Below are 12959 nucleotides of genomic sequence, written 5' to 3' on the forward strand. Positions count from 1 at the left end.
GATTGTAGTATGATTATTTGCATATGCAATCGATAAATCGGCAGTTTGTAGGGCTCTTATGTGAGAGAAAGAGCTCGATAACTTCCAATATGTCGACCAGAATTTTGTAAAATATGCAAACCTTCCAGTGCAATTGATGATTGGACTCGATTTACTTACTAAAATTTGGTAAATATAGTAAGTAAATGGGGGGAGGACATATGAGATGTGGGGGATGGGACTCAACGTAAATTACCGGATGCCTGTAATCGAAGATTAGCACGGTGCGAGAGTTGCATTCACACAACTTTTTGTCCCATGAGGGTACCCGAATTGGAAGAAATGGATGGATATCACTTATGAACGAGGAAAGATATAAGATCAGTGAAATGGCAAAGCTTCTAGGTGTGACGACCCATATGCTGCGCCATTATGAAAAGATGAAGATCATTCGCCCGGAAGTCGACGAGATCAACGGTTACAGGTATTATAGCGTTGTGGATACACGGCGATTTAACCTTGGCAGGACGCTTCTTGCGAGCGGATTCTCTCTAGAACAGAGCGCACAGATCATGAAAGATATTGTCCCAGAGGAACTAAAGGCTCTTGTGAGGCAGACGATTGAAGAAAAGAATAAGGAAATCCTGCACGCGGAGCTTGCAATAAAATACCTGGAAGAGCTTGAAAACTATTATCCGGATATTTTTGGAAAGGTGGATCAGGTTTGGGTTGAGCATTACCCGAACATGTGGCGGCTGGAATTGTCCGACAAGGAAGAAGCACTGGGCGGGCACCTGCTGGACAGGCAGAAAAAGGCTTGGCTTGAGAATCTGCCCGCCGTAAAATGGGTCAGCCGTATGAGGGCTGCGGACCTGCAAAATTTCCCGGAAGGAAAGGCAAAGTATACATACGGTCTTATGTGCCCGGAGAAAGACGCAGTTAAGATTGGCTTGGAGAAGACAGGCGACGTAGAAGTGATTCCGGGCGGTGATTATCTTGTCACGATCCACACAAAGTCTTCCCGGGGACCCTACCTGTGGTCGGACGTTTCAGCACTGATTAATTACTTAAGGCGCGAAGAGATACGGACCTTCGGAGACGCCTTTTCCCATATCGTTGCATCTAAAAATACTGAAGGCGGACATATCAATTATCATAAAGTCTTTTTAAAGATTTATTCGTAACAAAGTTTAATGTCCCTCCAAAATATTGTTGAAATATTGCCGTAATTCTATTGACCTTCGCATTGTGCGAGGGTCTATTTTTTTCTAAAAGCAAAAACAAACAAAAAGGAGGGAATATGACAAACAAAGAGCTTGCATCACAAATCATCAAAAATGTTGGCGGAGAAGAGAATATCTCCGTTCTAACGCACTGCGCTACAAGGCTGCGCTTCAACCTCAAGGATAATTCCAAAGCGGATATTGAAGCTCTCAAAAATCTGGAGGGAGTCCTCACTGCACAGCTTAAGAGCGGACAGCTTCAGGTCGTGATCGGAGCGAAAGTAAACGCTGTCTTTGATGAGGTCTCAGCGCAGGTCCATATCACGGAAGGCGGCGGGAGGGTAGAGGAACCGCCCAAAAATAAGATAAGCGCTGTTATTGAGACAATCTCGGGCATATTTGCGCCGACCCTGCCAGTACTGATCGGATGTGGTATGTTCAAGGCGCTGATATCTCTGATCACGAACCTGGGACTGCTTCCCGGCGATAACAGCTTCATGATCATCATGTCCATGATTGGCGACTTGATCTTCTATTTCTTCCCTTTCTTCCTGGCAGTCAGTGCGGCCAGAAAGTTCAAGGTTAGCGAATACATGGCCCTGGCTCTGGCAGCGGCATATATGTATCCCACCATCATGAACGGTGCAGCGGCCATTTCGGAAGGCGGCCCTTCCACCATGAGTTTCCTGGGCCTGCCGATCCTCTTTGTCAACTATAAATCTACGGTCATTCCCATCATTCTGTCCGTATGGGTACTGAGCCTGATCTACAAGCGTATTGACAAACTGGTTCCGGACTTTTTGAAGATACTGCTGACCTCCATGATCGTTCTCTTTATCATGGTCCCCCTGGAACTGATCGTTCTCGGCCCTATCGGCTCTTACATGGGCACCTATATTGCCAAGTTCATCGACTGGTTCTACAACATCGGCGGTTTTGTGGCAGCGGCTCTTCTGGGCGGCACCCGTTCCCTCCTGACAATGATGGGCATGCACTATGCTCTGGCTCCCCTTCAAATCCAGCAGATCGCGGAGACCGGCGGATCCACTCTTCTGGTCAGTGCTCTTACGGCCAACTTTTCTCAGGCCGGTGCCGGCTTCGGTGCCTTCCTTCGCCTGAAGGATAAGGAAATGAAGTCCGTGGCAGGCTCTGCATCCCTTTCGGCTGTCCTGGGCATCACCGAACCCGTCATGTACGGCGTGAACCTGAAGTACAAGCGCCCCTTCGCTTTCGGCATGGCTTCTTCCGCAGTGGCGGCAGCCTTCCTGTCCTTCTTCAATGCCAGAGCCCTGGCCTATGCGCCTCCCGGTCTCTTCACTATTATTACTTATGAAGCAAACAGCTTTGTATTCATCATCATCGGCGCTCTGATCGCTTTCTGTATGGCAGCTGTCCTGACCTATCTGTTCGGAATTCCCGCTGAAGAGAATACAGAGAACGCCGGATCTGAGATCCATACTTCCGAAGAACCTGCCAGAACTCTGATCGGCGGCCAGATCGAGATCAGCTCTCCCATTAAGGGAAAGGTCATCCCCTTAAGCCAGGTGCCTGACGGCGCTTTCAGCGGCGGTGAGATGGGAAAAGGCGTCGGTATCGAGCCTGCCGAAGGAAAAGTTTATGCTCCCTTCGACGGAACCGTAGACATGCTCTTTGATACAAAGCATGCCATCGGCCTTTCCAGCGCCGACGGAGTAGAACTCCTAATCCACATCGGCCTGGATACTGTGGAGCTGAACGGACAGGGCTTTACCGCCCATGTAAAAACGGGCGATTCCATTAAGAAAGGCCAGCTCTTGATAGAGTTTGACAAAGACAGTATTGCCAGAAAGTATTCTACCGTGACTCCCGTCCTGGTAACGAACTTTGACCAGTACGGCAGGATCGAAGGCATTTCCGGCATGACTGCGGATACAGATACAGCCGTCATCCGGATCATCTAAAGGAGGAGACCATGAACAATCAGATGCCTGAAGGCTTCCTCTGGGGCGGAGCGACAGCGGCCAATCAGTACGAGGGCGGCTATCTTTCCGGAGGCAAAGGCCTGTCCACACTGGATGCCATTACCGGGGGAAGCCATACTTCCCCCAGAATGATTACCTTCCGCACCGCTGACGGCGAATATAAAAAGGTGACCAAGGAGCAGTCACTGCCCGAGGGCGCCACCGGCTATATCGCGCCGGAGCTCTACTATCCCAGTCACGTGGCAACGGACTTCTACCATCACTATAAGGAAGATATCGCTCTTTTTGCGGAGATGGGCTTCAAATGCTTCCGCATGTCCATTGTCTGGTCCCGCATCTGCCCCAACGGAATGTACGATGTGAATGAAGAAGGCCTCCGGTTCTATGACAATGTTTTTGACGAATGCCTGAAGTACGGCATCGAGCCTGTGGTCACCATCAATCACTTTGATACTCCCATGTATCTGGCGGACGTCTATGACGGCTGGGCCAGTCGGGAACTGGTGGATTTCTATGTATTCTTCTGCAGGACAGTCTTTGAGCGTTATAAAGACAAGGTCAGATACTGGATGACCTTCAACGAGATCAACTTTCTCAGGAGCTGGACCCAGATCGGTATCCATTCCAATGACCCGGCCACCAAGGCTCAGGCCCATCATCATCTCTTTGTGGCAAGTGCCAGAGCAGTCAGACTGGGTCATGAGATCAATCCTGACTTTAAGATCGGCATGATGGTCTCCTATATACCCAGCTATCCAATGACCTGCCGCCCGGAGGACGTTTGGGAATCCATCGAATTCAACCACGAAAAGGAATTCTTCATGGACGTGCAGTGCCGTGGTGAATATCCGGCCTACCGCCTGAAAATGTACGAACGTATGGGCATCGAAGTCAGGATGCAGCCGGAAGATGCTGAGATTCTGAAGGCCGGGGCCGTGGATTATGTGGGCTTTTCCTACTATATGTCCACTGTATCTACAGCGGACAAGAATGCCGAGATGACCGGCGGCAACCAAATCATGGCCTACCGCAATCCCTATCTGAAGGAATCCCAGTGGGGCTGGGCCATTGACCCTCTTGGCCTTCGGATTTCTCTGAATCAAATCTATGACCGATACCGCCTGCCCATGTTTATTGTGGAGAACGGCTTTGGGGCTGTGGATACCATAGAAGATGACGGCTCCATCATCGATGATTACCGTATCGACTATTTCAGAGCTCATATCCAGGCCGTGAAAGACGCAGTCCTGATTGACGGAGTGGACCTGATCGGCTACACTCCCTGGGGGTGCATCGACGTAGTGTCCTCCGGAACCGGAGAGATGAAAAAGCGCTATGGTTTCATCTATGTTGATATGGATGACACAGGACACGGCACTCTGGAGCGCCGGAGAAAGAAGTCTTTTTACTGGTACAAGCATGTCATCGAAACCAACGGAGCAGAACTGTAAGAACCGTGATTTGTCCGTCAAAACAGGACTGAACTAAAAACTGCCCTCAGCGGACAAGGAGACAAAGTACCTTGTCCGCTAAGAGCATGATTCAGACAGAGCGGAGGAAATCTGAATGATACATATGGAATCGGCTTCTTTTTATCTGATGCCGCATACTGCCATGGAATTCCCAGACCCTGAGACCATCAGAGTCTGGAAGTACGGTACAGAGGAGCCGGATATCAATACTTATGCAGCTGTGAAAAACTTGTCCTTCCATAACGGCGTTATTGAAGTTGATGTATGCGGATCACTTCTTTCCGGCGCGCCGGACTATGCCAGAGGCTTTATTGGCATTGCCTTCCGGGGAGCAGAAGATGGTCGGGAATTCGAATCCTTCTATATCCGGCTGACAAACGGAAAGGACTGCAGCGATCCTGTAAGAAAGATCCATGGCTGCCAGTATTTTTCTTTTCCCGGATATACATTTTCCTATCTGAGAAATTTTGGGATAAAGGATTACGAGAATCGCGTGGACACCATTGCCCTGAACGAGTGGAGCCATATAAAGGCAGTGGTCAGGGATGATAATGCGATTTTTTATGTAGACCAGGTAGAGGTACTGAAGGTCACAGGTCTGAAACACGGCCCTTCTGCCAGAGGAAATGTGGGCCTCTATGTAGACATCGGAACAGATGGTTTCTTCCGAAACCTTTGTATCACTTGTGATGATTAGTAAGGGCCATGATCAGACGTCAGAGAACAGGATTACTGTAAGCGGATAGTCCGTCATGATGACGGCGAACGTGAAACCTTCTTTATTCCGCGGCATAAATGCAGTAACCCCAGATTCATTCTGCAACAGGCAGTCTTTGCCAGGAACAAAATAGTGAATTACCCGATCCAAGCCAGTATAATAAACATAACAAAACCCCAATTAAATCAATTTAGAAAGACGAGGGAAATAATATGCAGACATGGTATTACGAAGTCGTTAGCATTGATGGCGATTATGCAAATCTCCGCCGAATTGACATACCTTCTGATGATTTAAAACTGGTCGCCAGGGCGTTGCTGCCGGCAGGAATATATGTTGGATGCAAGCTGAAATATGAGATGTTCCAGTACGAATTGATGGAGCAGTAAGACGACCGACCTCTGGGGTAGTTTTTTACGTAGGCGGTGGGTAGTTCACCGTGTGAGGAATACCATGAATATGTCAAAAAGAACCAGCGCCGTTGATTCATATTCCATTGGGGAAGTATCGACGCTATTAAGTATCTCGAGGGATATGATTCGCTATTATGAAAAACAAGGAGCGATCCGGGCGAGCAGAGGAGCAGAGAATAACTATCGGAGATACGATTCAATGGAAGTTTTCTGGCTTTTGGAAGCAATGCAGTATAAAAGCTGGGGGATTCCTATCAGTGAAATTTCCGGGATACGCAATCATGAATATACTATTAACACGGAACAATTTCTGGGTGAGGAAGTCAAAAGGATCAGGGCGGATATACAATATCGGGAACTATTGGCGCAGCGGTTGGAACAGCTGCAGATGAATATGCTGCTGAGTACCAAAAACATTGGATGTTTCTGGGTAGAGAGTATCCCTTCTGCATACTATTGCCATCTTGTTACAGGCCGCGGAGACGAGTACGAGCGAATAAATTTGTCAGAAAAGAGCAGTTCTTTTGTTTTTGACGATCAGCATTTGCCTTTCATTGACAGCGGACTTCAAGTCGAAGATGACCGGGTGGAATGGGAAATGGGCATACAGGAGAAATATGTCAGATCTTTGGGACTGGAGATACCCGAAGATTTTACAAAGATCTCCGGAGGTTTATGCCTGTGTACGCATATTGACATTGGTGAAATCGGCAGCTATAACCAGGAGGTCTTTCATGTTTTGCCGGAATACGCCGCTGAACATGGATTTAATGTACCGGACGGGGCCAAGATCAGAGGCGTCATATTGGGAAGAGGGTATGAGAACGGAGAGTTTCGCCGGATCGTGAAGATACATCTTCCAATCTTGTAAGAACCAAAAAAGCAAGAACGAAAAACCTTGGAACTCCTCCAAGGTTTTATGAACACCGTTTGCCCTAGACAGTACCGTTTTTTATATAAAAGAGAAGAGAACAGAGGGATCATCGAGCTGTACGGAAGAATCGGCATCAACAGATTTACCTAAAGTCTCTTCTCTTTTTTGGCATTGACACTGGAATCGTACCATTCGTTATTATTTTCACATAGACAACCACCTTTCCAAAAACACAAGGAGGAAAACGAAAATGATGACGGAACTTTTTACACCTGCCAAAATAGGTAACTGCGAAATCCCCAACAGGCTGATCGTGCCCGCAATGGTCATGAACCTGTGCACAGAAGACGGAATGATCACAGAACGGTATATCAAGTATATCGAAGAGAAAGCCAAAGGCGGCTGGGGCATGATCATCACAGAAGACTATGCAGTAAATGTGAACGCGAAGGGCTATAAGTTCATTCCGGGCCTTTACAACGACGAGCAGATTGAAGGCAACAAAAAGCTCACGGAAGCAGTCCACAAATATGAATCCAAAATCTTTTGCCAGATGTATCATCCCGGACGCCAGTCCAAACATGATGTAAACGGAAACGTACAGCCGGTAGCGCCTTCTGCAATTAAGGACCCCTTCTGCATGGATCTTCCCCGTGAGATCACAGTAGAGGAGATCCACCAGATTGTGAAGGACTTCGGATCCACTGCCAAAAGAGTGAAAGAGGCAGGCTTTGACGGAATTGAGATCCACGCTGCGCACGGCTACCTGATCTCCGAATTCCTTTCTCCTTTCACAAACAAGAGAGTAGATGAGTACGGCGGATGTTTCGAGAACAGGACCCGCATCCTGGATGAGATCTATGCCTGCATCCGCGAGAACGTCGGCAAGGATTTCCCGGTCCAGGTCAGAGTTTCAGCCAACGAGTACCTTCTGGGCGGCCGCACCGAGGCTGATACCTTTGAACTTGTCCGCCATCTGGATGAGCTGGGCGTTGACGCAATCCATGTTTCCAACGGTATGTATGCTTCTCCTGTCATTCGCCAGATCATCGCGCCGATGTACACGGAGCACGCCTTTAATATGAATACTGCGGAAATGGTCAGAAAACTGGTATCCTGCCCTGTCATCGTCACGAACCGCATCAACTCCCCCAAGATGGCTGATACTATTTTGAAGATGGGCAAAGCAGATTTCATCGGCATGGGCCGCGGATCTCTGGCAGATCCTTATCTCCCCGCCAAGGCGAAAGCAGGCCAGTTCGAGAACATCCGCTACTGCATCGGATGTCTCCAGGGCTGTGAAGCAGGCCTTTTGGCCGGAACCTGTGCGACCTGTCTGGTCAACCCTCGTGTCGGCCGCGAGTATGAGAATGCAATGGAAAAGACCGGAAATCCGAAGAAGGTCATGATCATCGGCGGCGGTCCTGCCGGCCTCATCGCAGCGGAGACTGCAGCGAAGATCGGACATAATGTTACCGTATACGAAGCAGGATCATGGCTCGGCGGACAGTTCCGCAGCGCCGCATTCCCGCCCGGAAAAGGCGAGCTCTCCACTTTCGTATCTTCACTGCGCAAGAGTCTCATTGATCTGAAGGTTCCGGTCAATATGGGAGTAGAGGTCACTGAGGAAATGATCCGTGACGAGAAGCCGGATGCAGTCATTGTTGCAACAGGCGCGAAGCCGCTTACACCTCCGATCAAGGGAATGGACGGCAGCAATGTCGTGAATGCGGAAGACGTACTCTTAGGTAAGAAAGATGTCAAGCCCGGTCCGGTCGTCGTCTGCGGCGGCGGCGAAGTTGGCGGAGAGACAGCGCACTTCCTGACCCAGTCCTGCCAGGACATCACACTGATAGAGATGCGCGATGACATCCTGGTCGATATGTTCCCGCTGATGAAGATGCAGCTGATGGAGTACATCAGAGACGCAGGCATCAAAGTATTGACCGGTGCAAAGGTCGCAGAGATCACGGAAGACAGTGTAAGCTACACAGATTCCAAGGGAACTCTCCACAGTATACCTGCTTTGACTGTAGTATCTGCATTCGGATATAAGGCATACAATCCGCTTGAGGAAGCGGCAAAGAAATACTGTGACAATGTCAAAGTTGTTGGATGTGCTGTAAAAGCCGGCAACGCGCTGGTTGCTGTCAGAGAAGGTTATGAGGCCGCATTGGCTTTATAATATACCGTCATCATATGAAAAGCCCGGGGTCCGACCCCGGGCTTTTTGACCTCTGGGGTAATTTGTCTACAGATGTGGACAAATTACCCCAGAGGTCGTTTCAATTGGTATAATAAATATGACTATTTCTGGAGGAAATCCCAAATGACACAAAACGAACGATTAGATTACCTTGTAGAAGAGTTCAAAACCGATTCTGTCCGGTACAAGGATCTGACAACGCCCTCTGATACAGAAGGGAAAAGGCAGCTCCTCCGTTCCCTAATGAACATCCGCATGCCCGGAGAGATGGACGAAAGAGTCCTGGAGATACAGGATGACTATCTGCAGGAGAGGATCCGGGAAAACGGAATCGTAGAGCTCAGCGACATTCCGGAGATCCGGAATGGGATCTCAATCTGGCAGGGCGATATCACAAGGCTCGCCGTGGACGCCATTGTCAACGCCGCGAATTCCCAGATGTTGGGCTGCTTCATCCCGATGCATACCTGTATTGATAACGCGATACTATACTCAATCACACAGGTGCTCAAATGCGCTTAGGCAATGTGCTTGTAAACCTGCGATTCCAATGATATCGAAGCCGGATAATGCTTCGCCCGGTGCAATTCTTCAATATTATCGTGAGAAGAATGGAATTAGTAAATTCAAGTTTATGGAAATAAGATGACTTGCTCAAAATTTTGGGCAGGTCTTTCTTTTACACATTTGTTCTGTTGAAACAGAACATTAGTTCTGCTATTATTAATTCAGGAATTGGAAATAAGCTGATTCCTTTAGAAAGGTTTTAAGCTAAACAGTTAAATGGTCAGAAAAAGCTTCTGCAGAATGTGGCGAGTGGCTTCGCTAAACGGAAAAACATCTGTGGAAACTCTTAATCGTTTTCTTTCCCTTTACCGATTAAGAGAGATTGAAAAATATTATAGGCTTTTTCAGGAGGCATTGTGAATGAGTAGGAAGTTGGACAGAAGAGAGAGGTTTGTTGCGTCTTGTAACTATTGTGGGACATTTCTTCAGGAGACACAGAGTAATTGTAAATGCAATGTGGTATGTTCCGGGTGTGGGAGGAACATGGCAGTTGTGGTCAGAAAGGGAAAGGTAACGGTCTTTGAAGAGAGGCACGATGACGATCCTGTATATAAGGACAGAATCCGTATGATCAGTTATGTAGCCGGATTGAAGAGGCTGGAGCATGAAAGCAGCAAAATGGTTGCAGAATCAGGAACACTTTATGAGATGAGTGTTCCGAATAAGATCTGATAATAATAGAAAACTGAATATAGTGAGATCCCTGCGTACAGCCTGCTAGACCGGTCATCAGGGCTTTGTCCGGAGAAAACCGTAGCCCGAGGGGGGCGCGGTACAGAGCCTTAGGTGTTAAATGAGTTACGGATAAGCGACACGCAGATGGTCAATAGTTTGCCGAGAGCTGAACTATACGGTAATGATGCGATGTAATATTCGAGCAATTGGATTATTACATAGATGTAACTACTTAATAATGTAAAGAGGAGCCTGCAAAACGAAGCTGGTCATCAGAATACTGTGTAAAAACACAGATATGTTCTGAATATGACTGGGTGTATGTTTTGCAGGGTTCTCTCTATTAATCATTAAGAGTTTATAGACTGCAGTTGTTAACTTATGCGCTTTTTCGGATCGGCTTCCGTTTTGGAAGGCACCGGAAAGGTGCGAAAGATGAAAAAGAACCATGGAATTGATACAACAACTGTAGGAGGAAGAATCAAGTATTGGAGATGGTACGCAGGGATTAATCAGGAAGAGCTTGCAGAAAAGATGTTTACATCAAAGCAAATGATATCAGCTTATGAGACTAATAAGGTAGATGTCAAAGCCTCTGTATTGATTGAAATAGCCGATGTACTTGGTATAGAAGTAGGGTGGTTATTTGCAGATCAGTTTGATAAAAAAGTAAATGAAAATGGAAACTATGATACTGAAGAATTACTGACAATGTATGATCTTCTTCCTGAGGAGATGCAGAAAGTTGCTATCGAACAGATGAAGTCACTTCTATCGTACTGTGAAAGAACCGCTGTCAGATGAGAAAAATTAATCATACATTACACATACACACATTGTTTTAATGCAAAATGAAGTGTGTACGTGATAATGACATTTGACATTCACACATTCTTTTGATTAAAATAAATGTGTGAAAGGTGGTGGTTGTATGGCGTCGATAATAAGAAACATGATAAATGAATCTTCAAACGGTCTGATAAGAGTGTCTGATATTGAGTCTTCAGGCGGAGACAGGCATGATATAAAAAAATATGTTGAGGATAATTCTATCGTAAGAGTTGGGCGGGGATTATACCAGATAGCAGATCAGTGGGAAGATGAGCTTTATATATTGAGCCTCAAGTATTCAAGAGGAATCATTTCTCATGAAACTGCGTTATACATTCATGGATTCACAGACCGAACTCCGTCCATATACACTCTGACATTTCCACGAGGATATAATGCACCATCACTAAAGAACGAGAATGTTCAGATAAAAAGAGTTAAAAAAGAGAACTATGATCTGGGTATCATAGATGGAAAATCATTTTATGGTAATCCTGTGAGGCTTTACAATATTGAGAGGACATTGTGCGATATCGTAAGAGGAGAAGGAAGTGATATTCAAATCGTTCTAGATGCCATGAAAAGATATGCAAAATATGAGAATAAAAATATAAATTTACTTTTTGAATATGCAGAGCAGTTACACGTTAAAAAGAAGATATTACGTTATATGGAGATATTGTTATGAAAACAGCTAATGCGATGCAGCTTAAGGCACTCATAAAGAAGAAATCAAAGGAACTGAATGTAGCTCCACAGCTGGTCCTTCAAAATTATATGTTGGAGAGACTGCTTGAAAGAATCAGCAGATCAGAATACTCCGACAAGTTCATCATAAAGGGAGGCTTTTTACTGTCTTCTATCGTAGGACTGTCAACGCGCGCTACCATGGATCTGGATACTACTATTAAAGGTTTTACGCTAACCAAAGAGAATCTAACGAGTATCATTACGGATATATGTGATATTGAAGCAGAAGATGATGTGAAATTTGAACTGCTTAAACTGGATGATATCCGTGAAACAGATGATTATCCTGGACTAAGAGTGTTCCTTGATGCCAATTACCCTCCAATGAAGGTGCCTCTGACAATAGATGTTACAACGGGAGATAAGATAACCCCGAAGGAAATTGATTATTGTTACACATCCATGTTCGATGACACAAAGATAAATATACTGGCTTATACCATAGAGACTGTACTGGCTGAAAAGCTTGAGACGGTTCTGGCAAGAGGAATAGCAAATACGAGGCCCAGAGATTACTATGATATCTATGTTCTGTTAAGAACTAAGGAAAAAGACATAGATTATCCGGTTTTGAAACAGGCTTTGTCGGCTACCTGTAACAAACGTGGATCAGCATATATCATAGAAAGTTATGAGACTATTATTGAAATATTGAACAAAAGCGCTGAGCTGCAGGGACAATGGAAGAAATATCAGAAAGCCTACCTGTATGCAAAGGATATTGAATATACAGATACCTGCAAGGCTGTAAATGAAATAATGGATCGATTGAATAATCTATAATTTGATTAAAATATAGTCATAGTAAGAGAGATTCCGGGGAAGTGTTCTAAACCGGAGGTTTCTTATAATAAGGACGCATGAAAAGAAACTGGTGAGTATTCCGGACTGGATTACACCTCCTGTCCGGTCATAGGAAACCGATATTATGGAGCTGGAAACCACAATTATGATTTGTGTCAAATCCATCATGTCCTGTAAAAGCCGATGTTAAAATGGTGTAAAGTTTAACTACAACTGAGCTCAATACAACGGTAATAAAGTCTGATGGAGATACAATCTTCAGCAGGCTTTTTGTATATTTGATAATAAAAAAGAAAAAGATTACATGCAAGAGACTTATAATTAGTAAATAAATGGCTGATCATGTCTATGCTTATTTATCTGCATAATAACAATATAAGTCATAGTTTTAAATGTTTAGGAACCAAGAATCCCAAACTTGTAAAGAATTAAAGATTAGTTGATATTACTTGTGTAGAAGAAAATGGAGATTATGATAAAAAAAAA

Annotated in this window: 11 protein-coding genes and 1 pseudogene; all 12 read left to right on the plus strand. The window is 45.7% G+C overall.

The annotated features are described in order from the left end of the window. The first annotated feature begins 338 nt into the window (after positions 1-338). The gene (locus T515_RS15015) at positions 339-1163 is read left to right on the plus strand and encodes a MerR family transcriptional regulator (RefSeq protein WP_036612981.1); all 825 of its coding nucleotides are present in this window, start codon (positions 339-341) and stop codon (positions 1161-1163) included. 116 nt (positions 1164-1279) lie between these two features. Continuing rightward, positions 1280-3142 (plus strand): beta-glucoside-specific PTS transporter subunit IIABC, encoded by a 1863-nt coding sequence (locus tag T515_RS15020; RefSeq protein WP_036612983.1) that lies wholly within the window; start codon positions 1280-1282, stop codon positions 3140-3142. Between the two features lie 11 nt (positions 3143-3153). Continuing rightward, a complete protein-coding gene (locus T515_RS15025; RefSeq protein ID WP_036612986.1) occupies positions 3154-4614 on the plus strand; it encodes a glycoside hydrolase family 1 protein in 1461 nt (486 codons plus the stop codon). A 115-nt stretch (positions 4615-4729) separates the two neighbouring features. After that, on the plus strand, positions 4730-5332 hold the full coding sequence (locus T515_RS15030) for a hypothetical protein (RefSeq protein WP_155988406.1): 603 nt from the start codon (positions 4730-4732) through the stop codon (positions 5330-5332). A 233-nt stretch (positions 5333-5565) separates the two neighbouring features. Then, complete coding sequence (locus T515_RS15035; protein WP_031555563.1) at positions 5566-5742, plus strand: hypothetical protein; 177 nt, start codon at positions 5566-5568, stop codon at positions 5740-5742. Between the two features lie 64 nt (positions 5743-5806). Continuing rightward, a complete protein-coding gene (locus T515_RS15040; RefSeq protein WP_036612988.1) occupies positions 5807-6637 on the plus strand; it encodes a helix-turn-helix domain-containing protein in 831 nt (276 codons plus the stop codon). Positions 6638-6890: 253 nt separating this feature from the next. Further along, entirely contained in the window at positions 6891-8825 is a 1935-nt protein-coding gene (locus T515_RS15045) for an oxidoreductase (protein WP_036612989.1), read from the plus strand. A 144-nt stretch (positions 8826-8969) separates the two neighbouring features. Beyond that, positions 8970-9332, plus strand: a pseudogene (locus tag T515_RS15050) (protein-ADP-ribose hydrolase); the annotation flags it as partial. A gap of 441 nt (positions 9333-9773) precedes the next feature. After that, positions 9774-10085 carry a hypothetical protein gene (locus tag T515_RS17490; RefSeq protein ID WP_155988407.1) on the plus strand — a complete coding sequence of 104 codons (312 nt, stop codon included), beginning with the start codon at positions 9774-9776 and terminating at the stop codon, positions 10083-10085. Positions 10086-10523: 438 nt separating this feature from the next. Beyond that, positions 10524-10892, plus strand: a complete 369-nt coding sequence (locus T515_RS16900; protein ID WP_197026465.1) for a helix-turn-helix domain-containing protein — start codon at positions 10524-10526, stop codon at positions 10890-10892. Between the two features lie 127 nt (positions 10893-11019). Beyond that, a complete protein-coding gene (locus T515_RS15065) occupies positions 11020-11607 on the plus strand; it encodes a type IV toxin-antitoxin system AbiEi family antitoxin domain-containing protein (protein ID WP_036612993.1) in 588 nt (195 codons plus the stop codon). Beyond that, positions 11604-12452: a nucleotidyl transferase AbiEii/AbiGii toxin family protein gene (locus tag T515_RS15070; protein WP_036612995.1), complete on the plus strand. Its 849-nt coding sequence runs from the start codon at positions 11604-11606 to the stop codon at positions 12450-12452. Before T515_RS15065 ends, T515_RS15070 begins: the two co-directional genes overlap by 4 nt. Positions 12453-12959 lie beyond the last annotated feature (507 nt).

It is taken from the genome of Oribacterium sp. P6A1 (assembly GCF_000702885.1).
Taxonomy (GTDB): domain Bacteria; phylum Bacillota; class Clostridia; order Lachnospirales; family Lachnospiraceae; genus Oribacterium.

What these genes read in the sequence shown, in the direction of transcription:
- T515_RS15015 (WP_036612981.1), top strand. Translation starts at nt 339, where the DNA reads ATGAACGAGGAAAGATATAAGATCAGTGAAATGGCAAAGCTTCTAGGT.
- T515_RS15020 (WP_036612983.1), top strand. Translation starts at nt 1,280, where the DNA reads ATGACAAACAAAGAGCTTGCATCACAAATCATCAAAAATGTTGGCGGA.
- T515_RS15025 (WP_036612986.1), top strand. Translation starts at nt 3,154, where the DNA reads ATGAACAATCAGATGCCTGAAGGCTTCCTCTGGGGCGGAGCGACAGCG.
- T515_RS15030 (WP_155988406.1), top strand. Translation starts at nt 4,730, where the DNA reads ATGATACATATGGAATCGGCTTCTTTTTATCTGATGCCGCATACTGCC.
- T515_RS15035 (WP_031555563.1), top strand. Translation starts at nt 5,566, where the DNA reads ATGCAGACATGGTATTACGAAGTCGTTAGCATTGATGGCGATTATGCA.
- T515_RS15040 (WP_036612988.1), top strand. Translation starts at nt 5,807, where the DNA reads ATGAATATGTCAAAAAGAACCAGCGCCGTTGATTCATATTCCATTGGG.
- T515_RS15045 (WP_036612989.1), top strand. Translation starts at nt 6,891, where the DNA reads ATGATGACGGAACTTTTTACACCTGCCAAAATAGGTAACTGCGAAATC.
- T515_RS17490 (WP_155988407.1), top strand. Translation starts at nt 9,774, where the DNA reads ATGAGTAGGAAGTTGGACAGAAGAGAGAGGTTTGTTGCGTCTTGTAAC.
- T515_RS16900 (WP_197026465.1), top strand. Translation starts at nt 10,524, where the DNA reads ATGAAAAAGAACCATGGAATTGATACAACAACTGTAGGAGGAAGAATC.
- T515_RS15065 (WP_036612993.1), top strand. Translation starts at nt 11,020, where the DNA reads ATGGCGTCGATAATAAGAAACATGATAAATGAATCTTCAAACGGTCTG.
- T515_RS15070 (WP_036612995.1), top strand. Translation starts at nt 11,604, where the DNA reads ATGAAAACAGCTAATGCGATGCAGCTTAAGGCACTCATAAAGAAGAAA.